Here is a 20,306-nt window from a genome sequence, read left to right on the forward strand (position 1 = left end):
AGTATGAGGAAGAGGATTAAACCGCTTGCAATCCTAATTTTCTTTGCTTCTTTTATCGCTTTTATTTTGATAAGCAAGCAAATTACTGACTCTCAGGAAAAGCAAGCACAGGCAAAAATTTCACAAACTAAACAAACTCCAAGTTCCTCAAAAAAAGAGGAAACATCTGACGATTCGTCCTTGGATGAAGAGTTTATTTCCAGACCAATCATTGACATTTCTGGCTGGCAGCTGCCAAGTGAGATTAATTACGACTTACTCGCACAGAATGTTTCAGGAGTAATTGTCCGTGTTCATAGTGGAGCGCAAGCAAAAAAAGAAAACGCAGCAACCCACCTGAATGGTCTGGACAAGTCTTATGAAAAACATATCAAAGAATTTCAAAAGCGTAACATCCCTGTTGCTGTCTATGCATATGTAGCTGCCAATAGCAAAAAGGAAATGGAAAAAGAAGCTGAAAGTTTCTACAAGGCTTCTGCCAAGTACCATCCAACCTATTATTGGCTAGATGTCGAAGAAAAGACCATGTCTGACATGAATGCGGGAGTTGAAGCTTTCAGAGCCAAGCTAGAGTCACTTGGTGTTAAAAATATTGGTATCTATATTGGAACTTATTTTATGGAGGAGCATAGCATCTCTACCGACAAGTTCACAGCAATTTGGATTCCGACTTATGGTAATGACGACGGCTACTACAATGCCGCACCAAATACTGAGCAAGATTACGACTTGCATCAGTACACATCACAAGGTCAGCTGACTGGTTTCTCCCATTATCTTGATTTGAACCAGCTGTCAACCTTGAAAGATCAGACAGCTACCTATCAAAAGCTATTTACAGTTCCTAAAGAAAGCCAATAGCTCCGAACGACAGCTCAAGTCTCAAAGACTGCTGTCGTTTTTTATTGTAACAAAATAGGAAATTTCCAGCCGTTTCCTCTTAATAAAGCCTATATTTTATGATATAATGATTTGATAAATGAAATTAGAAAAGGAAAATACAATGATTTCTTGGTTGAATAGAATTTTCAAAGGAATGGTCATTGCACTTGGCTTTATTTTGCCAGGAGTTTCAGGCGGTGTTTTAGCAGCTATCTTAGGTATTTACGAGCGCCTGATTCATTTTTTAGCACATTTAAAAGAAAACTTCGTCGAAAATGTTCTCTATTTCATACCAGTTGGAATCGGAATGATTTTAGGAATTGCCGCTTTCTCCTATCCTGTCAATCTGCTGCTGGATAACTACAAAGTGATTGTCCTTTGGGGATTTGCTGGAGCTATCATCGGGACTGTTCCCAGTCTTATTAAAGAGTCTGTCGCTAAAAGTGAGCGCGATCGGACTGATATTCTCGTTTTCTGGGTCAGCCTCATTCTTTCAGGAATCTTTCTTTATTCCTTAAATGGTATGGTCGGCACCTTGCCAGCCAACTTTCTCTCTTTCATCTTAGCAGGAGCCTTGATTGCACTGGGCATTTTAATTCCCGGACTCAGTCCGTCCAACCTTCTCTTAATTTTAGGACTCTATGCCCCTATGCTAAATGGCTTTCGCAAACTGGATCTCTTGAGCACCTTTCTTCCAATCGGAATCGGAGGAGCTTTGGCACTGATTCTCTTCTCTAAGCTCATGGATCATATTTTGAAAAACTACTACTCTCGTGTCTATCACTTTATCATTGGCATTGTCCTATCCAGTACACTTCTCATTGTAGTGCCTCAAGCAGGAAACAGTGAAAGCATCAGCTATCATGGAGTTTCTATATTGACACTTGTTCTTGCAGCTTTTTTCTTCGGTCTGGGAACCTGGTTGGGTCTCTGGATGTCACAATTAGAAGAGAGATATACTAATGGCTAAAAAAAAAAAATCAAAAAAACACTGGTCGAACAAATTTTAAGCAAGGCTAAGATTGAACATAAAGGCCTGCAGTTAAATGCCCTAGTAGAACAGCCATCCGATGGCTTGGACCGTTCGCAGATTTATAAAACCTTGGCCTTGACAGGAGACAAGACTGGCACACTGATTGGTATCCTGCCAATCACAGAACATCTATCCGAAAAGAAAATGGCCAAGATTTCTGGTAATAAAAAGGTCAGTATGATTCCTCAGAAAGACTTGGAAAAGACAACGGGCTATATCCACGGAGCCAATAATCCTGTCGGTATCCGTCAAAAGCACAACTTTCCAATCTATATCGACCAGTCAGCTCTAGAGCGAGATAGCATTATCGTTTCTGCCGGCGAAGTCGGCCGCAGTATCGAAATCAAGGCTCAAGATTTAGCAGATTTTGTTCAAGCTGACTTTGCAGACCTCAAGGAAAATTCTAGCTCATAATTCTTCAACACTGCACCTAATATTCTCAATAAACTCTAACAAGAAAGAAACAATCAACCACTATGAAATTATACTTTGTCCGACACGGAAGAACGGAATGGAATCAGGAAGGCCGCTTTCAGGGAGCCAGCGGTGATTCGCCACTGCTGCCAACCGCCGTTGAAGAACTGCATACCCTAGGAAAACATCTGGCTCAGACACAATTTGACAAGATTTACAGCAGCGATCTCCCACGCGCCATTCGCTCTGCTGAGATTATCCAAGAAGAAAGACAGTTTCCGACTGAAATCGTATCAGTACCTGAACTGCGAGAATGGCAGTTGGGAAAACTGGAAGGCGCAAAAATTTCTACCATAGAAGCCATCTATCCGCACCAGATGACTGCCTTCCGCCATAATCTCTCGCAATTTAATCATACGTTTTTTGACGCTGAGTCGGTCTACCATACGACCCATCGGACCATTTCCTTTATCAAGACCTTAAAGGACAAGGACTATGAACAAGTCCTCATTGTCGGGCACGGTGCTAACTTAACCGCCAGTATTCGAACCATGCTGGGCTATGATACCCCTCTCCTGCGCAAGAATGGCGGCCTGACCAACGCCAGCATCACCATCCTTGAAACAGAAGACTTTGAGAATTTTGAGCTGATCACTTGGAATAATAAAGATTACTTACTTGAAAAGGTAGAAAATTAAAGCTGGATTTCTAGCTTTTTTTCTTACTTTATAGCCAAATATAGATGAATTTCCCTATCTTTTGTGATAAAATAGGTAGGAAAACTTTTGGAGGAAAAACATGACTACTGAACATATCGAGGAATTAAACGACCAGCAGATTATCCGCCGTGAAAAAATGGCTGCGCTGGCTGAGCAGGGAATTGACCCTTTTGGCAAACGCTTTGAGCGAACTGCTAACTCTGCTCAACTGAAAGAAAAATACAACGATAAAGATAAAGAAGAATTAAACGAACTCAATGAAACAGCTATTATCGCTGGCCGTCTGATGACCAAGCGCGGTAAAGGAAAGGTTGGCTTTGCTCACATCCAAGACCGTGAAGGCCAAATCCAGATTTATGTGCGTAAAGATGCTGTTGGTGAAGAAAATTATGAAATCTTCAAAAAGGCGGACTTAGGGGATTTCCTCGGTATCGAAGGTGAGATTATGCGGACGGATATGGGGGAGCTTTCTATTAAGGCAACCCACCTTACTCATTTGTCTAAGGCTCTGCGCCCCTTGCCTGAAAAATTCCACGGCTTGACAGATGTTGAAACCATCTACCGCAAGCGTTATTTGGACTTGATTTCCAACCGCGAAAGCTTTGAACGCTTTGTTACTCGCTCAAAAATCATCTCAGAAATCCGCCGTTACTTGGATGGCCAAGGCTTCCTTGAAGTTGAAACTCCTGTTCTACATAACGAAGCAGGCGGTGCTGCTGCTCGTCCATTTATCACCCACCACAATGCCCAAAACATTGATATGGTACTGCGGATTGCAACTGAGCTTCATCTTAAACGTCTTATCGTCGGTGGTATGGAGCGAGTTTATGAGATTGGCCGTATCTTCCGTAACGAAGGAATGGACGCAACTCACAATCCAGAGTTCACTTCCATCGAGGTTTACCAAGCCTATGCAGATTTCCAAGATATCATGGACTTGACGGAAGGTATTATCCAACATGCAGCCGTTTCTGTTAATGGAGATGGACCAGTCAACTACCAAGGGACTGAAATCAAGATCAACGAACCATTTAAACGCGTTCACATGGTTGATGCCATCAAGGAAATTACTGGAGTTGATTTCTGGCAAGATATGAGCTTTGAAGAAGCTGCTGCCTTGGCTCAGGAAAAGAAAGTTCCGCTTGAAAAGCACTTCACCGAAGTTGGTCATGTTATCAATGCTTTCTTTGAAGAATTTGTGGAAGAAACCTTGATTCAGCCAACCTTTGTCTACGGTCACCCTGTAGCAGTGTCACCTCTGGCCAAGAAAAATCCAGAAGATCCACGCTTCACGGACCGTTTCGAGCTCTTCATCATGACCAAAGAATATGCTAATGCCTTCACCGAGTTGAACGATCCAATCGATCAATTATCTCGTTTTGAAGCACAGGCCAAAGCCAAAGAACTGGGCGATGACGAAGCAACTGGCATTGACTATGACTTTGTCGAAGCTCTGGAATACGGTATGCCACCAACTGGAGGCCTAGGAATCGGTATCGACCGTCTGGTTATGTTACTAACAGACGTGACTACCATTCGCGATGTTCTGCTCTTCCCAACGATGAAATAATCTGTATTTTATACGATCTTAAGAAAACAGATCCTGCTGGAATCCCAGCAGGATTTTTACATCACAAAAAAGTCTGGTTTCCCAGACTTTTGGTTGTATTATTCATACCTCAGTGCTTCAATTGGATCTAGTTTAGAGGCCTTGTTGGCCGGCAGGATACCGAAGAGAACACCGATAGTCGCTGAGAAGAGAAGGCTAACGATGCTGACTGTGAGTGATACCGTCACTGGAGTTCCTTCCAGCATTTGACTCATGGCCGAGCCTAGTACAGACGCAAGTCCCGCAGCTAGAAGCAGTCCAATCAACCCACCAATCAGTGTCAAAATCATAGACTCAATCAAAAATTGCATCAGTATGTTGCCACGTGTTGCTCCCAGAGCTTTCCGCAGACCGATTTCACGGGTCCGCTCAGTGACAGATACCAGCATGATATTCATGACACCGATACCACCTACAAAGAGAGAGATTCCGGCGATGGCACCGATAACTCCTGTCATAGCACCATAAATATTTTGCACTTCCTGATAGAGGGCACTATCATCTGTCACTTGATATTCGCCCTGTTGGAGACCAGCAATTTCTGTTAATTTCTTGGCAACCTTAGGGCCAAGTTCTGGAACTAAGCTTGTATCATTCACTCGAAGAACAATCTCTGATATTTCATCTACTCCAAAGTTTGCGGCTATGAGAGTATTGGTCGTAATGGCATTACCACCATAGACCTGCATGGAGCCCGATGCAGCGGCAGTTTCAGGATCTCTATAAACCCCAATCACCCGATAGTTACTAGCACCTACTGTTACAATCTTATTGATGGCTTCTTCAGCGGAAGAAAAGAGAGTCGCAGCCAGATCTTCGTCCAGCAACACAACACTGGCAAAACCTTGATAGTCTTGCTGCCTCAAAGCACGACCAGCAATGATTTTGTATTTTTTCACCTGAATATAGGTCATGTTTGCACCGACAAAGTTGACGCGCTCAGCCTGCTTATTTTCGTAGCTAAAAGTTTCCATAGCAGAGTTGGTCACATAGTAGCCATCCACTCCCTTGATATGGGTCAATTCCTTAACCCAAGCTTCCTGGGCTTTGGGTGGCTCCACCACTTCTTCGCTTTCATCTTCTACATTTACAGAATAGAGATCAGCCGTTTGTGTGTAGGAGCCGTCCTTGCTCTTTTTAGGAGAAAAGACAAGGCGCATGTTTTTCTGACTTTTGGTAAAACTCTCATTGACCCGCCGGGTAATGGAATCTCCTAAGGCCATGATAACTACAACCGAAGCCACTCCGATAATAATCCCAATCATGGTCAGGAAAGACCGCATTTTGTGTCCAAGAATGGAGCTAATGGCAAATTTCCAGTTTTGCATTAGGCTAGCCCTCCTTCCTTAGCGCTATCAGATGAGATAATACCGTCACGAATGACAATCTGCCGTTTGGCATAGGCAGCAATCTCAGGCTCGTGGGTCACCATGATAATGGTTTTCCCTTCTCGATTGAGCTCAGTTAAGAGCTCCATAATCTGCTCACCAGTCTTAGTATCCAAGGCTCCTGTTGGTTCGTCAGCCAGAATCAAAGAGGGATTATTGACCAAAGCACGCGCAATGGCTACCCGCTGCTTCTGTCCTCCGGAAAGCTCTGAAGGCAGGTGATGCATCCGCGTGTCCAGCTCCACCTTGGTCAGAAACTGCTCGGCCAAGGACTTACGTTTAGATAGACCGACACCTGCATAGATTAAGGGCAGTTCCACATTTTGCAAGGCATTGAGCTTAGATAGGAGAAAGAACTGCTGAAAGACAAAGCCGATTTGCTTATTTCGAACCTTGGCCAGCTTCTTATCACCTAGCTTAGCTACTTCTTCGCTTCCCAGATGATATTCACCAGTGGTCGGACGATCCAGCATCCCAATGATATTCATCAGAGTAGACTTACCAGATCCAGACGGTCCCATGATAGCAACAAACTCGCCCTCTTCAACCTCCAGACTGATGTCTTTTAATACCTGCAGTTCCTGGTCTCCATTGCGATAGCTTTTATTAATATTTTTTAACTCAATTAGCTTCTTCATAAGATTTCACCTCTTGACCGTCTTTCAAGCTATCCGTCGGATTGATGATAACTTTACTATCCTTTGTCAAACCAGATGAGATTTCTTGATTTTCAGCATCAGCATTTCCGAGCGTCACTTCTGTCTTCTTGGCAACTCCTTTTTCCAGGACCCAAACATAGTTCTTGTCTCCGTCCATTACCACACTGCTAACTGGCACAATGAGTCCCTGAGTATTGTTTTTAACTTCAATATTGACAGAGAAGCCTTGTTTGAGCTCACCAATCTCACTGGTAATGTCAATCGTAAATGGATATTTAGAACCTGAAGCTGTTCCGCTGCCACCTGTTCCAGATGGTTGAGCTGCTGCCTGCTGACCGTCTTTTGGATAGTTGGAAATGTAGCTAATTTTACCAGTCCATTTCTTGTCTGGGTAAACTTTTGATGTAATGGTCACTTCTTGGCCGACAGACAAGTTAGCCAGATTGTATTCGGATAATTCACCCTTTATCTGCAGATTTCCATTGCTGACGATATGAACCAAGGTTTGAGTGGCACCAGTTGTTGATTTTGAAACATCGCGGTTGACTTCTACGACCGTACCATCTGCTGTGCTGGTTACTGTTAAGGCATTGAGAGTAGCTTGCGCTTTGTTCATATTATCTACTGCATCAGCCCGAGCATCGCGCAGGTCAGCTGCCTGAGACTCCACAGAACGCTGTGCCTGAGCTTCAGACGCCCCATCTGCTTCTTCATCGCCAGTCGTATTTACAGTCACACCATTGGTTTGCAAGTCATGCAATTGACGATCGGCTTTGCTAACCGCCCGAGCAGCCGCATCATAAGCAGCCTGAGCCTCTGCGCTTTTATAAGTTACCAAAGCTTGACCGGCAGTCACCTGGTCACCGACATTGACCAGTACATTTTCCAAGTCACCCTTGGTGCTGTCATAGTAGATGTACTGCTCGTTGCTGGCTGTGACATTTCCTGTCAGCAAGACTGAAGAAGCTACTGAGCCTTCCTTGGCCTTTTGAACTAAGGGAGTCGTATCGACAGGTGTCTCAGAAGGATTCCCTCCATTTAGAAACATGAAGAGAATTGCTCCTGCAACAACTGCAATCGTAGCTCCAATAATACTAAATAATTGCCATTTCTTTAACTTTTTCATCTCTTTTCCTCCTCTTGATGAAAACGATTTTCTTTTGTTATATTATATCACAAGGCTATCATAATTCTTCTAAAAAAATTTACAGTTTTTCACAAATGGTTGCTATTTTATCTCAGATAGTCACTCCACTAAAATCCGTAGCAGATTTTTGCATTCACCTGCTAAAAAAGGTACAATTACCTCATATAATAGAAGGAGATTCTAACAAGATGAAAGAATTTGATATGATTGCTATTGGCGGTGGCAGCGGGGGAATTGCTACCATGAATCGGGCCGGCGAATATGGTGCCAAGGTTGCCGTTATTGAAGAAAAGAAACTGGGCGGCACCTGTGTCAATGTCGGCTGTGTCCCAAAGAAGATTATGTGGTACGGTGCTCAAATCGCTGAAGCTATCCAGCATTATGGACCGGACTACGGATTTACCTCTGATAATCAAGCTTTTGATTTTGCTACCCTTCGGAAAAATCGCGAAGCTTATATTGACCGAGCACGTTCGTCCTATGACGGTAGCTTCAAGCGGAATGGGGTTGAGCTGATCGAAGGCCGTGCCCGTTTTGTGGATGCAAACACTGTCCAAGTCAACGGTGAGCTTATTCGCGCCAAGCATATTGTCATCGCGACGGGTGCTCATGCAGCTATCCCCAAGATCCCTGGCGCAGGCTACGGAGAGAATTCCGACGATGTCTTTGCTTGGGAAGAATTACCTGAATCTGTGGCCATTGTCGGAGCAGGCTATATAGCTGTTGAACTAGCTGGCGTGCTCCATGCTCTGGGAGTTAAAACTGACCTTTTTGTCCGTAAGGATCGGCCACTACGCAACTTTGACAGCTATCTGATTGACGGACTTCTCCAAGAAATGGAAAACTCTGGACTCCAGCTTCATACCCATAAGATTCCACAAAAGCTGGAAAAACTTCCTGATGGTCAGCTCAAGCTCTACTTTGAAGATGGCAGCAGTCACACAGCCCAGCATGTTATCTGGGCCATCGGACGTAAGCCAAATGTTCAAGGCCTCAATCTGGAAGCAGCTGGCGTCACTCTCAATGAACGTGGCTTCATCGCTGTAGATGAGTATCAAAACACTGTGGTTCCTGGCATCTATGCTCTAGGCGATGTAACAGGTGAAAAAGAATTAACTCCTGTTGCTATCAAGGCTGGACGGACCCTGTCTGAGCGTCTTTTCAATGGCAAAACAAATGCTAAGATGGACTACTCGACTATTCCAACTGTCGTCTTCTCCCATCCCGCTATTGGGACAGTTGGCCTGACTGAGGTAGAGGCTATCAAGACTTACGGAGCTGAAAATATCCATGTTTACACATCTAGCTTCACATCCATGTATTCAGCTGTCACCCAGCACCGCCAACAGGCCAAGTTCAAGCTTATCACTGCCGGTGAGGATGAAAAGGTCGTTGGCCTGCACGGTATTGGCTACGGAGTAGACGAGATGATTCAAGGTTTCGCTGTTGCTATCAAGATGGGCGCTACCAAGGCTGACTTTGATGCTACAGTTGCTATTCACCCGACTGGCTCCGAAGAATTCGTGACCATGCGATAAAAAATTCAAAATCAGAAGAGGTTTGGTATTCCAGCCTCTTTTTGATTTCTGCTACCATTTTATAATAAAGATGATGACCGTTCCATAACCTAATCTTTCATTTTACAGACGAATCTTACATTTTTGTAAGATTGTAATTAAAGCTATTTCAGCTTCATTTGACATTCCTTTCAAATATCAGTCTAATGGAAGAAATTCAGATTTTTTTCAGACCATAGACTACTACATCACTATTTAAAAAGGTAATTAACAAATATCCATCAAGAAATTCCAAAGATTATAAAAAGCAATCTTTTTATTAGTTATTATATGCGACAAGGAGCCTGAAATGAAATCTCAGACTCCTTTTTCTTTATGGTAAAATAGCTACAGCCCTAACTGGTGAACCGCTGGCTTGATGCCAGTTGGGAAAGCTAATTGAGATGAGAGCACCCTTAGCCGGCAGCTGATCCAGATTGGTCATAACTTCTAGCTGATAAATGTCCTGCCCCAAAAGATAGTATTCATTGAGCAGCCCATGCTCCGCTGTAGGAATACCCGCATCTGTATCAAAAGTTTCGTGACCTACCGCCTTGACACCACGCTCATGGATAAGGAACTCTAGAGCATCCCGTCCCCACCCAGGAGTATGCTGAATCTCCTGGTCATCCAGATTGCGCATAGCAGATTGACTTGGCCAACGCTTGGACCAGTCTGAGCGAAAAGCAACAAACGTTCCTGGCTCAATCTGACCGTGCTCCGCTTCAAAATCTAAAATATCCTGCTTGCCCAGAATAAAGTCTGGATTCTCTGCTACTTCCTTAGACTTATCAATAACTACCAAAGGCAGGAAAAGATCTTTTAGTTCAATCTCTTCCAACCAGCGACCACCCTCCACAAAGTGAATCGGAGCATCAATATGAGTCCCGTACTGGCCAACTACAGAAAACTGCTGAACATGAAAACCGTCTTTCAAAGTGAAAATATCCTTCTTCTCCAAGGCAGGCAGAGCTGGAAAATGCGGACTATCTTCCTTGATCCGATGGGATAAGTTGACCCATTTTTTCTCCTGTAGTTCCTGATAAATTTTTAATAAATCTGTCATAGCCTTCTCCAATCTAGTCAGTCTTGCTTTGGGAAGATGTTGATTACGCACCCACACCTCTAGCAAAAACTCTTATTTACTTTTGCATTATTATATCAATCAAAGTGTGCTGCTGCAATTCTTTATAGCACTTTTAGATAATCCTTTTTTATTGATAAGAATATAGTTTGAAGCTATAGCTAATTTTTCTAATGAAGCCTATTCAAACATTGAAAATTTTGATATGATAGTACAAAGCAATCCAGAAACGAGGGAAACAGATGAGTAAAACGAAAAAGCTTCTTGCAGCCTTGGGCATCCTTTTCTTTAATATTTTTGGTCTTATCGCCTTCATCATCTTGCTCATCAGAAGCAAGAAACGAAAATAAGAATCTGTCTGTATAATTGTCTCGTCCGATTAAGAAGGACTTGACTTTTTTTTATTTAGCTTTTAAAATAGTTACCATAAAATCAAAAAGAGGTTTACTATTTATGAACAAGAACAAAGCTTTTCTTCTTGCCCTCCCAGCTATCGGAGCTGCCTTCCTAGCTGTCCTATCCCAATTAACTATTTCCATTGGTCCCGTTCCCATCACGCTGCAGACTTTTGCTGTCGGTTTGATTGCAACGATTTTTAAACCACGCGAAGCGGTTCTGTCGGTCTTTATTTATCTGCTGCTGGGAGCTATTGGCCTACCAGTCTTTGCTGGAGGAAGCGGTGGTTTCCAGGCTCTCTTTGGCCCTAGCGCCGGCTATCTCTGGTTCTACTTACTCTTTGCCTTTGTGACATCCAGTCTGACCCATAAGGACAGTCCTTTCTATATGGTTTTTATAGCCAATGTATTGGGTGATGCTCTCGTCTTTGTCGGTGGTATCCTAGGCCTCCATTTCTTAGGAGGATTTGATTTCTCTAAGTCAGTCGCGGTTGGCCTTACTCCTTTTATCCTGCCAGACTTGCTAAAAATGGTTGTCATCACCATCATCAGCATTCCTATTTTTAAGAGTCTGAAATTTCATCCCTACTTTTCAGAGAAATAGAAAAAACTGATAGAGCTTTCTCTATCAGTTTTTAAATGCATCCACGAGAACTTGGAATTCTTCATTAGAAAGTGTAATTCCCTTGCCCATTTTGCTGTGGTCTGGACTCCAAGTCCGAATATCATACTTAGCTGGTGCCCCATTAAAGCTAACGCGATTAAGCTCCTTGGTCCAGCCCTTGTCATTTTCAGACAGGACCAGAAGTTTTTCTTCGATTTTGAATGTAAATTCTGCCATATTTCACCTCTTGTTTTATTTTCCAACTAATAATTCGTAAAAGAATTTACAATTTAGGGAATTTTGTTATATAATATATTGTAACAAGTTATGGAGATTTTAGCTATGAAAAAATATCTCGAAATGATTTTACAAAGAGCCAACGAATTTATCAGTGGCAAAAAGAATGAACAAGGACCAGAGGACAGCGGCCGCATTCTGCGTACCATCGAGCTAGCTCTGCGTAAACAATCTGGTGTCCACGTTATCTTTCTGGATAAAAGCTTCACTGGCGATATTGTTAAATACGATCGCGAGCGCCTGCAACTGATTATCAAAAATTTCAAGAAAAGTATGACCACTATTATTCGCGTGCAGGACATCAAGCGAATCAGCCTCGTACCCAATAATATCCGTGAAGCCCAAAAGAAGGACATTCGCATCACCAATCGTCGTTTCAAAAGATAACTCTTCTATCCAGCTGGATGGAAGAGTTATTTGTTTGTCTGAAAATAAATTGATCGATGCTTCTTGCATCCTGGATTAAAAGGATGAGAACAGATAGGACAAGCATCCTCACAGCCAAGATACTGAGAAATAGTCAACTCTGTCCTGCAATGGCCACAAAGAACTACTCGATCTTCTGAGCGACTCACAGGATAGGCCAGAAAAGCATGGTCTTCGTAGCGGTCATGACAGAGAAAGCAAGGATAGTATTTCTGACAAGCAAAGCACTTAAGAGCGATGATATCTCTCTCACTATGATAATGCTGGCAGCGAGTCTCCTCATCAAGAATATCTCCGTAAACCTGAATCATGCTACTTCCTCTCTGATAACCTCTATTCATAAAGATGGCTTTTAGATTAAAAAGCCACCTATGAATATAAGATTAAGCTCGGACGGTCACGCTAGTGCCATCTTCCTTGTATAGATTAATCAAGCCTTCCTTACGAGCCCGCACCATATCGCCAGCCTCTACAGGCTGCTCCAAGTGAATGGTCAGAAGCTCCATCGGATTAGGAGCCCGATCTATTTTGTTACCATCAGCATCACGAAGATCTGTGACAAAGGTTTCAAAATGACGGAAGCCCGGTCCATAAAACTCAACCTGATCTCCTTCATGGATAACATTTCGCTGACGGATAGTCGCTGTCTGACTTTCTGCGTCATAGGCTACTACTTCTGCTACAAATTTGTATTCCGGAATCTTGCGTCGCGCTCCGAACAGCTGCTCATTCTCTGTTGGAGTATGATAGTAAAATCCTGTGGCCAATTCGCGTTGAGCAACCTTCCACATCTCATCAACCAAGTCCTGCTTGATAGCTTCAAACTTTTCAGGACTTTCTAGATAAGCATTTACAGCTGCTTTATAGCAGTTAGTCACCGTAGAAACGTAATGAATAGACTTCATCCGTCCCTCAATCTTCAAGCTATCCACTCCATTTTCAATCATGTCAGGTATGCGGTCAATCATGGACATATCAACTGCGGACATGGAAAATTCTTCTGGAACTTCACCCTTCAAGCTCTTACGTTCTTGTCCGAAAGGCATGTCGTAAAGGTCGTATTTCCAACGGCAGGATTGTGAGCAGCCACCACGATTGGCATCGCGCATACTCATGTGGTTGGATAATGTACAGCGTCCAGAGTAGGAAATACACATTGCTCCATGAACAAAGGCTTCTATTTCAACATCAGTCCGTCGGCGAATTTCTGCCAGTTCAGCCATAGAAACTTCGCGAGCTAGAACAACGCGAGTCAGTCCTAAATTTTTCCAAAACTCCAGCGTTTCATAGTTGGTCGCACTAGCCTGAGTCGATAGGTGGATTTCTAGACCAGGTGCTTCTGATGCTGCGATAGCAATCAAAGCTGGATCTGAAACAATGACAGCCGCAATCCCAATGTCCCGCAAACGGCGGAACCACTCACCAGCTCCCTCTTCATTGCCCTCGTGCATGACCATATTGGCCGCGACATAGACCTTAGCACCATAACTAGCCGCAAACTGAACCCCTTCTTCCATCTGTTCAAAGGTAAAGTTCCCAGCCCGGCTGCGCAGACCATAGGCTTGTCCGCCAATAAAAACAGCATCTGCTCCATATCGAACAGCTACTTTTAGCTTTTCCAAAGTACCAGCAGGTGACAATACCTCTGGTCGTTTTAACTTTCTTGCCATCATTTTCTCCTATTTGCAATATAAAAGTGTTGATGTCTAATCCTTATTATTTTATAGTAATTTACCCCTAAAAGCAAGGTTCTTTGAATTATTTTCACAATTCTAATTTTTAGATTATTCGAATTAATTCAAAAAAATAGTTTGAAGCATTTATTTTTTACTCATGTTTTATAATTCTCATTTTTGTTCACAAAAAAGAACTCCTAAAAGGAGCTCTAGTTTCAATGTTCATTTTACCATATCGGGGTCATAGTCATAAAATCCTGTATCAAGAAAACGATTTTTCGGATGTAGTTTATGAATCGCCTCATCCAGAACAAAGGCTTGATCTGAGCTAAACTTGCCTGCTTCAATCAAATCTCTCGCCTCTACAAAAATCTTAGCAATCTCGACAAAGTTGTGACCAGGTGTGTAGAGACCTTCCAACTTCCAGTTGCAGAAGCCATGGTCAACCAACTCTATCAGCTTGGTCATCAAATCCAAGTCATTATTGGCAAAAATATGAGTACCATGATTGTCCTCAAAAATCGAGTAATGGCTCTGTGGATCGCTTGGTTCCGCCAGAAAGAGGTCCCGTTCTCTCGTCTTCTCATCATCGATATGAGTAAAATTATAGTAATTCTGCAAAAGAGGACGCTTGGAGTGATGGATGACACTAGCTCCGTAAACCAAGACTTCAGCAGGAATTTCCAGAATCTCTGGCATCTTAAAAAGCTCTGCAGAAGGAATCTCACGCGCCAAGACAGCTTCTGAAACTCCAGCGTTCTTTGCCCAAAAGTTAATCTGACGGCTGCTGGTAACCATGGTCGAGGCATCGTAAATAGTCTTTAATTTATAGCCATCTCGCTGTAGCATATAGAAAACACCAGCATCTCCAACCGTAATATAATCTGCCCCAATCTCCTGCAAGAAATCAAGGTAGGGCTTGATATTATCCATCATTTCCTGATGCATGAGCGCATTCACTGCAACGGTCAACTCTTTTCCTGCTTGGTGAACTAAGTCAGAAATTCGAGTTAATTCGTCTAAGCTAAAATTATGAGGCAAACGAAGGCCATAATTTTTCTCACCGACATAAATTCGATCGACATTTGCCTCTAATAGTTCCTCAACTTGTTCTATACTTTCAGCTGTTGCTGTAATAATTATCTTTTTCATAAAACCATTATAGCAAAAAAATATAAAGGAGTGGTTTTTCATTCGAATTTATTCGTTTTGTAATCCTTTTGTAATATTTAAAACTGCAAAAAAATGGTAGAATTAGAGGGTACTGTAAGGAGAGAGAATTATGCACGTAAGAAAATACCAACAATATGATGACCCAACTGACTACTACTATCAAGAAATTGAATCTGAACAAACACCGCTCTATCAAGAATACCTACCTGAAGCAGAAACATCACCAAGATTAAGCGAACTCTTTTTCTTCTTAAATATTGCTGTTTTCTGTGTCTTGACAGTTTTGTTTAGTTTTGTATTTTTGAGCTTGAAAATGAATACATTTATGTCCTTCACTTTGGCCATTGCTTCCAGCCTGATTAGCATTCAATCTTATCGCCTGTTCGCAAAGAAACGCCAAACTAGCAAATAAACCAACCCTGTGATTCTACGATTTTAAAATAAAAATATAAGAAGAAACCGAAGATGCCTTATATCCTCGGTTCTTTTTTCGTTCTTGCAAACAAAGAAGACTAGCAAAATTTCTAGTCTTCTTTGTTTTATTTTTCTTCTTGACTGTCTGTTTCGGCTGCCTTTTCTTTTTGTCCTTCTGTCGCTTCTGCTCCGAAGTCAATGATGATTTCTTCTGAAGGTTCCTCTTCTTCCTCTTCGAAGATCACAGGCTCTTCCTCTGCATAGCTGCTTTCTTCTTTATCAAATTTTTCCTTGATTTCGTTAAACTTATCTTGCGAGTAGTCCACTACTGACTTGGTCGTTTCTTTGACCGATTCGATGACTGTTTCAGTTGTAATCTCGCCTTTCTCAACCTTTTCTTTGGTTTGTTGAATTGCGCTGACAGCTTGATTTGAAAAGTCTTTAGCAGACTGAACGACAGCTTCGTGAATATCATCAGGATTTTCTTGGTATTCCTTAACAAAGTCCCGAACCTTATCTGTCGTTTCCTTTCCTTTCTTACTGGTCAGAAAATAGGCAGCAGCTGCACCTGTAACGGCGCCCAACAACAGTGATGAAAATTTTCCCATAATAGACCTTCTTTCTTATTTTTTAAACAATTTTGAAGCAAAACGCAAAGCAGATAAACCAGCTGTTGTCTTGACAGATCCCTTGCCAACAGACACAGCTTTTTTACTCAGCGTGCGCGCCTGAACGTTTAAATCTGAAACAGACTCAGACAGGTCTGCTACAGCTGTAAACAAAGGATCAATGGTTGCGACTTTTTGATTGATGTCATCAGTTAAGACATTGACCTTGGCCAGCAAATCATTGGTTTGGTGAAGGGTCACGTTGACATCAGAAGTCAAGACCTTGATGGTATTTTCTGTTTCATCTAGCATCTTACCAGCTTTCTCGCCCAGATTTTTGACAGTAATCGTCAAGTAAATCACGAAGATAATAAGGGCAACCGCCAGTAAAGAATAAGCAATTTCAATTATCATATTTCTCTCCTTTCATCGCAGACATCTCTTACAAGAGTCAACGGCACTAAGCGTTTCTTATTCTTGATAATAAGGGGCTTTCTTTTTTCTTTGGTAAATAATGATGCCGATTCCGACAAAAATAAGAATCAGAGATAGCCATTGGGAAACACGCAGACCAGCAAACATGAGACTGTCTGTCCGCATACCCTCAATGATCATCCGACCAAATCCATACCAAATTAGATAGAAGGCGGCGATTTCTCCCTGTCTCAGCAACTTAGGCCGACGGCGGAGAACAATAATCAAGATAAAACCAATCAGATTCCATACAGATTCATAGAGGAAGGTTGGCTGTCTATAGCTACCCTCGATATACATATTTTCCCGAATAAAGCTAGGCAGATAGTCCAAACTCTTAACTGCCGCACCATAGGCCTCATGGTTGGCAAAATTTCCCCAGCGACCAATACTCTGGGCAATCATCACACTTGGTGCTGCAATATCTAGAAAATCAACTGGATGAATCAACCTTCTCCGACAGAAAAAGTAGAGAACGATAGCACCAGCTATCAGCCCACCGTAAATGGCAATACCTGCTATTCCGCCATTCCAAAAATCAATGATTTTTATCAGATTCTTACCGTAATAATCCCATTCAAAAGCCACGTAATAAAGTCGGGCACCAACGATGGCTACAGGAAAAGCTACTAGGATAAAATCCAAAATATCATCAGGAATAATCTTCCGACGCGGAGCCTCTTTCATGGCAAGATAAACGGCTAATACTAAGCCTGTGACAATACAGATGGCATACCAGCGAATACTGATAGGACCAAGTTGGATAGCTACTGGATCAATCATGTTTCACCTCATTCCGGCTAATTAAATCGGTGAGGCGCTCTTCAAAGATCTTAGTAGCATCATAGCCCATTTGCTTAGCTCGATAGTTCATCGCTGCAGCCTCAATCACGACTGAGATATTGCGACCAGTCTTTACAGGAATCCGAATACGTGGAATTCTAACACCGGCAACCTCCAGCTCCTCTGTATCATTGCCTAGACGGTCAAAAGTTTTTTGAGTATCGTAATTCTCCAAATAGACAGCTATCTGAACTTGAGAAGAATCTTTGACTGCACTGGCTCCGTATAAGCTCATGACATCAATGATACCAACACCACGAATTTCTAATAGATGTCGCAAGATTTCAGCCGGCTCTCCCCAAAGGGTCACTTCATCCTTAGCATAGATATCCACTCGATCGTCCGCAACCAAACGATGGCCACGCTTAACCAATTCAAGTCCTGTCTCACTTTTACCAATTCCACTGTCCCCTTGGATGAGAACCCCCATGCCATAGATATCCATCAGAACCCCATGAACACTGGTCCTCTCAGCCAGCCGAGAATCAAGATAACTGGAAATTTCTCCAGACAAGCGGCTAGTAGAGGCTTTGCTTCTAAGAATAGCAACCTGCTTCTCATCAGCCGCATCAATCATTTCTTTAGGAATCTCTAAATTTCGAGCAATGATAACCACCGGCGTCTCAGGCTGGAACATTTTCAGCAGTACTTGATGGCGATTATGAGAGCTCATCTTCATCAGATAAGACCACTCTTTCATCCCAATCAGCTGTATCCGCTCGGGTGTATAAAAATCAAAATATCCAGTCATTTCAAGTCCAGGCCGAGAAATATCTGAAGTTTTAATTTCTTTCTCCAGTAAAACTTTATCTCCGTACTCCTGAGACAGACGAGACATTTTTAAGAGGTCTTTGACCTTTACTGACATTGTCTTCTCCCTTCAAATTTGTCTGCTTCTATTATAGCAAATTTTTACCTCAAAAGAATCTTTAAGATTGATTTTAGGTCGAAAAAATATTTTGATTTAAATCAACTTTTTAGTAAAAATAGAAAAACAGCCATGGTCTTAGTCAAGCAGGCTGTTAAGAATCTTCTTTTGGCTATTAAAACAAGGATGGTTTTCTACAAAATCTGGGACCTCTTTCAGAGGCAACCAGACATGGGCATCTGTTTCGCCTTCCTGATAGCGGACTTGACTCTTATGGCCAGACACGACCACTTCAAAATAGTCGAAATGGCACTGATCTTTGACAGAGCACACCTGATCCAAAAGTCTGATGCTGTCAGGAACCAGACCAGTTTCCTCTTTTAATTCACGTAAGGCGGCTGTCTGGCTATCCTCTCCAGCCAGCACACTGCCTCCCGCTCCGAACTCATAGTAGCCAGGATAGAGACTTTTATTGGCTGACCGCCGCATAAAGAGAATATCACCATCCTGATGGCGAACCAAGACATTAACACATAGATGAAACTGTCCTTCAGGAATTTTTTCTCCTCGAACCAGGAGATGAGGGAGTTGATTTCGATTTAAGTCATAGGCATTCCAAACTTCTGTCATATTTCCTCCTTGGATAAATGCTTGGGATTTCGTTAAATTTTCCAGATTCAGTCTATTTCAGTTTGAGAAATAGATCGCTTTTTATAGTTAGAAAGATTGACTGAATGAGCTATAGAGTATACGATTGTATTTGAAACTAGCATACCAAAAATATAAAATAGGCTGTTAGGAAGGGAGTTTATAATTATTTGGAAACCTCCAACAAAACCATAAATTATGAGAGTTAGAACTGGCAGAAATAAGATAGATACAAGTCTTACTAAAAGCTTTGAGCTTTGCTCCGGGGATAATACTTTCAAGAAAAAGAATAAATTCCACAGGCCAAACGGAAAAGCTAGAATACCTATAAAGAAAACAAACAAGCCAGCATATCCTCCTACTACCATGCCAGCAGCAAAAATAAGAACTATATGTAGAATTAAACTAATAATCAAGTACAGGAAAAATTTCCACAAATACACCGGTAAAGAGAATTGTTTCATAATACTGCCTTTCTAATCTTCAAAACGATCTGATAAATCAAGGGACTCAGCCTTTTCTATTTGTTTAGCTATACGTAGCTGCTCACGTGCCTTTTTGATAGAATAGGCTAAGAAATAAAGGGAAGTATTAACTAGAAGACAAATGAATAATATTGGAATCATACTTTTAAAGCTATTGAGCCAATTACTTAGACCATCTTCATGAGAAATATTCAAAAAGAAAACAGAAACTGCAATAAAAAGCGGATGCATGAAAATAGATAGTAGCAAAACACTTTTTTTCAAAGATTGACTAATTGGCGGTGTAAACAGAAAGAAGAAAAAATTCAAAAAGCCATAGCCAAAAATCATCATCCCTAGAAAAGAAACTGTCAGACTAGTACCATAGTTAAACTTAAAGAGAAAAGCCAGAAGACCAAGTCCTCCAAAACTAACAATATATGACAGAATAATATAAAACAAGAACTTGAGTGCATACCATTTGATTGAAAATTTTTTCATAAAATCATTCTCTCCTCTTCATCTAGTAAAAAATCGGGAGTGCATCCCGAAATTTTCTATTTTATTAAGAATTACCAAAACCAGCCGTCTTTATCGTCTTCGATAGCTTCTGCTTCTTTTCGTTTGCGTGGACCAGTTCCATACATTTCTTCTTCTATGTCTTCTTTATAGGGCATAACCATAGCTAGCAGGATATAGATGAGAATTCCCAAGCCGAAATTGACCACAGTAAAGATAATAAAGAGGAAGCGCACTAGGCTCAGATCAAAATCAAATTTATCACATAGACCGGACAAGACACCGGAAATCAGTCGATTCTTTTTTAACTTATAGAATTTCACGTTCATGATAGAGACCTCAATGATCATATTTACTTTATTCTACCATATTTCATGAGAAAACAATCGGGCCAAAGGCTGATTAT

General features: G+C 41.8%; 25 protein-coding genes. 9 read left to right on the forward strand and 16 right to left on the reverse strand.

Annotated features, from left to right (window positions below; genetic code table 11):
- Positions 1–3 precede the first annotated feature (3 nt).
- From RSK81_RS08375 to lysS, 5 genes are all read left to right on the forward strand, one after another.
- Entirely contained in the window at positions 4–861 is an 858-nt protein-coding gene (locus RSK81_RS08375) for a glycoside hydrolase family 25 protein (RefSeq protein WP_002899978.1), read from the forward strand.
- Positions 862–1,003: 142 nt separating this feature from the next.
- Entirely contained in the window at positions 1,004–1,852 is an 849-nt protein-coding gene (locus tag RSK81_RS08380) for a DUF368 domain-containing protein (protein ID WP_032909567.1), read from the forward strand.
- A 9-nt stretch (positions 1,853–1,861) separates the two neighbouring features.
- Complete coding sequence (locus tag RSK81_RS08385; protein WP_032909570.1) at positions 1,862–2,329, forward strand: aminoacyl-tRNA deacylase; 468 nt, start codon at positions 1,862–1,864, stop codon at positions 2,327–2,329.
- A 62-nt stretch (positions 2,330–2,391) separates the two neighbouring features.
- Positions 2,392–3,027, forward strand: coding sequence for a histidine phosphatase family protein (locus RSK81_RS08390; protein ID WP_002903131.1), 636 nt, complete (start codon positions 2,392–2,394; stop codon positions 3,025–3,027).
- Positions 3,028–3,127: 100 nt separating this feature from the next.
- Positions 3,128–4,618 carry a lysine--tRNA ligase gene (lysS, locus tag RSK81_RS08395; protein ID WP_002894992.1) on the forward strand — a complete coding sequence of 497 codons (1,491 nt, stop codon included), beginning with the start codon at positions 3,128–3,130 and terminating at the stop codon, positions 4,616–4,618.
- A gap of 98 nt (positions 4,619–4,716) precedes the next feature.
- On the opposite strand, the gene RSK81_RS08400 is transcribed toward lysS, so the two are convergent.
- The 3 genes from RSK81_RS08400 to RSK81_RS08410 are packed head-to-tail and all read right to left on the reverse strand — an operon-like array spanning position 4,717 to position 7,830.
- The gene (locus tag RSK81_RS08400) at positions 4,717–5,985 is read right to left on the reverse strand and encodes an ABC transporter permease (RefSeq protein WP_002912877.1); all 1,269 of its coding nucleotides are present in this window, start codon (positions 5,983–5,985) and stop codon (positions 4,717–4,719) included.
- Positions 5,985–6,683, reverse strand: coding sequence for an ABC transporter ATP-binding protein (locus tag RSK81_RS08405; protein WP_002912879.1), 699 nt, complete (start codon positions 6,681–6,683; stop codon positions 5,985–5,987). The genes RSK81_RS08400 and RSK81_RS08405 overlap by 1 nt, the downstream gene beginning before the upstream one ends.
- Positions 6,667–7,830, reverse strand: coding sequence for an efflux RND transporter periplasmic adaptor subunit (locus tag RSK81_RS08410; RefSeq protein WP_004186168.1), 1,164 nt, complete (start codon positions 7,828–7,830; stop codon positions 6,667–6,669). The genes RSK81_RS08405 and RSK81_RS08410 overlap by 17 nt, the downstream gene beginning before the upstream one ends.
- A 209-nt stretch (positions 7,831–8,039) precedes the next feature.
- Between RSK81_RS08410 and gorA the strand changes: the two genes are divergently transcribed.
- Positions 8,040–9,389 (forward strand): glutathione-disulfide reductase, encoded by a 1,350-nt coding sequence (gene gorA, locus RSK81_RS08415; protein ID WP_023916481.1) that lies wholly within the window; start codon positions 8,040–8,042, stop codon positions 9,387–9,389.
- Between the two features lie 352 nt (positions 9,390–9,741).
- On the opposite strand, the gene RSK81_RS08420 is transcribed toward gorA, so the two are convergent.
- On the reverse strand, positions 9,742–10,473 hold the full coding sequence (locus RSK81_RS08420; protein ID WP_061592581.1) for a cyclase family protein: 732 nt from the start codon (positions 10,471–10,473) through the stop codon (positions 9,742–9,744).
- A gap of 471 nt (positions 10,474–10,944) precedes the next feature.
- Here RSK81_RS08420 and RSK81_RS08425 point away from each other — a divergent pair, with 471 nt between their 5' ends.
- Positions 10,945–11,490, forward strand: a complete 546-nt coding sequence (locus tag RSK81_RS08425) for a biotin transporter BioY (protein WP_049547906.1) — start codon at positions 10,945–10,947, stop codon at positions 11,488–11,490.
- Between the two features lie 24 nt (positions 11,491–11,514).
- Here RSK81_RS08425 and RSK81_RS08430 read toward each other — a convergent pair whose 3' ends face one another.
- On the reverse strand, positions 11,515–11,727 hold the full coding sequence (locus tag RSK81_RS08430; protein WP_223310647.1) for a YdbC family protein: 213 nt from the start codon (positions 11,725–11,727) through the stop codon (positions 11,515–11,517).
- 90 nt (positions 11,728–11,817) lie between these two features.
- On the opposite strand from RSK81_RS08430, the gene RSK81_RS08435 reads away from it, so the two are divergent.
- Positions 11,818–12,174, forward strand: coding sequence for a hypothetical protein (locus RSK81_RS08435; RefSeq protein ID WP_002899965.1), 357 nt, complete (start codon positions 11,818–11,820; stop codon positions 12,172–12,174).
- Between the two features lie 26 nt (positions 12,175–12,200).
- Here RSK81_RS08435 and RSK81_RS08440 read toward each other — a convergent pair whose 3' ends face one another.
- From RSK81_RS08440 to RSK81_RS08450, 3 genes are all read right to left on the reverse strand, one after another.
- Positions 12,201–12,524, reverse strand: a complete 324-nt coding sequence (locus RSK81_RS08440; protein ID WP_023916487.1) for a CHY zinc finger protein — start codon at positions 12,522–12,524, stop codon at positions 12,201–12,203.
- Positions 12,525–12,596: 72 nt separating this feature from the next.
- On the reverse strand, positions 12,597–13,883 hold the full coding sequence (locus RSK81_RS08445; protein WP_023916489.1) for a peptidase U32 family protein: 1,287 nt from the start codon (positions 13,881–13,883) through the stop codon (positions 12,597–12,599).
- Between the two features lie 228 nt (positions 13,884–14,111).
- Positions 14,112–15,041 carry a peptidase U32 family protein gene (locus RSK81_RS08450; protein ID WP_247908417.1) on the reverse strand — a complete coding sequence of 310 codons (930 nt, stop codon included), beginning with the start codon at positions 15,039–15,041 and terminating at the stop codon, positions 14,112–14,114.
- Positions 15,042–15,171: 130 nt separating this feature from the next.
- Here RSK81_RS08450 and RSK81_RS08455 point away from each other — a divergent pair, with 130 nt between their 5' ends.
- On the forward strand, positions 15,172–15,474 hold the full coding sequence (locus tag RSK81_RS08455; RefSeq protein ID WP_002894977.1) for a DUF3270 family protein: 303 nt from the start codon (positions 15,172–15,174) through the stop codon (positions 15,472–15,474).
- Positions 15,475–15,601: 127 nt separating this feature from the next.
- Here the strand turns inward: RSK81_RS08455 and RSK81_RS08460 are convergent, their stop codons facing one another.
- The 8 genes from RSK81_RS08460 to RSK81_RS08495 form a co-directional block, all read right to left on the reverse strand.
- Positions 15,602–16,084 carry a YtxH domain-containing protein gene (locus tag RSK81_RS08460; RefSeq protein ID WP_247908415.1) on the reverse strand — a complete coding sequence of 161 codons (483 nt, stop codon included), beginning with the start codon at positions 16,082–16,084 and terminating at the stop codon, positions 15,602–15,604.
- Between the two features lie 15 nt (positions 16,085–16,099).
- Positions 16,100–16,498 (reverse strand): DUF948 domain-containing protein, encoded by a 399-nt coding sequence (locus tag RSK81_RS08465; RefSeq protein WP_223310650.1) that lies wholly within the window; start codon positions 16,496–16,498, stop codon positions 16,100–16,102.
- Between the two features lie 57 nt (positions 16,499–16,555).
- Positions 16,556–17,341, reverse strand: coding sequence for a prolipoprotein diacylglyceryl transferase (gene lgt / locus RSK81_RS08470; protein ID WP_002894973.1), 786 nt, complete (start codon positions 17,339–17,341; stop codon positions 16,556–16,558).
- Positions 17,334–18,269: an HPr(Ser) kinase/phosphatase gene (gene hprK, locus RSK81_RS08475; protein WP_002894971.1), complete on the reverse strand. Its 936-nt coding sequence runs from the start codon at positions 18,267–18,269 to the stop codon at positions 17,334–17,336. Before hprK ends, lgt begins: the two co-directional genes overlap by 8 nt.
- Before the next feature lie 138 nt (positions 18,270–18,407).
- The gene (locus RSK81_RS08480) at positions 18,408–18,899 is read right to left on the reverse strand and encodes an NUDIX hydrolase (RefSeq protein WP_315686514.1); all 492 of its coding nucleotides are present in this window, start codon (positions 18,897–18,899) and stop codon (positions 18,408–18,410) included.
- 47 nt (positions 18,900–18,946) lie between these two features.
- Positions 18,947–19,381: a hypothetical protein gene (locus tag RSK81_RS08485; protein WP_002923980.1), complete on the reverse strand. Its 435-nt coding sequence runs from the start codon at positions 19,379–19,381 to the stop codon at positions 18,947–18,949.
- A gap of 12 nt (positions 19,382–19,393) precedes the next feature.
- Positions 19,394–19,882: a histidine kinase gene (locus RSK81_RS08490; RefSeq protein WP_315686516.1), complete on the reverse strand. Its 489-nt coding sequence runs from the start codon at positions 19,880–19,882 to the stop codon at positions 19,394–19,396.
- A 71-nt stretch (positions 19,883–19,953) separates the two neighbouring features.
- On the reverse strand, positions 19,954–20,229 hold the full coding sequence (locus RSK81_RS08495; protein WP_032907817.1) for a PspC domain-containing protein: 276 nt from the start codon (positions 20,227–20,229) through the stop codon (positions 19,954–19,956).
- Positions 20,230–20,306: the final 77 nt, after the last annotated feature.

Source organism: Streptococcus sp. DTU_2020_1000888_1_SI_GRL_NUU_041A (assembly GCF_032387735.1).
Classification (GTDB): Bacteria; Bacillota; Bacilli; order Lactobacillales; family Streptococcaceae; genus Streptococcus; species Streptococcus sanguinis.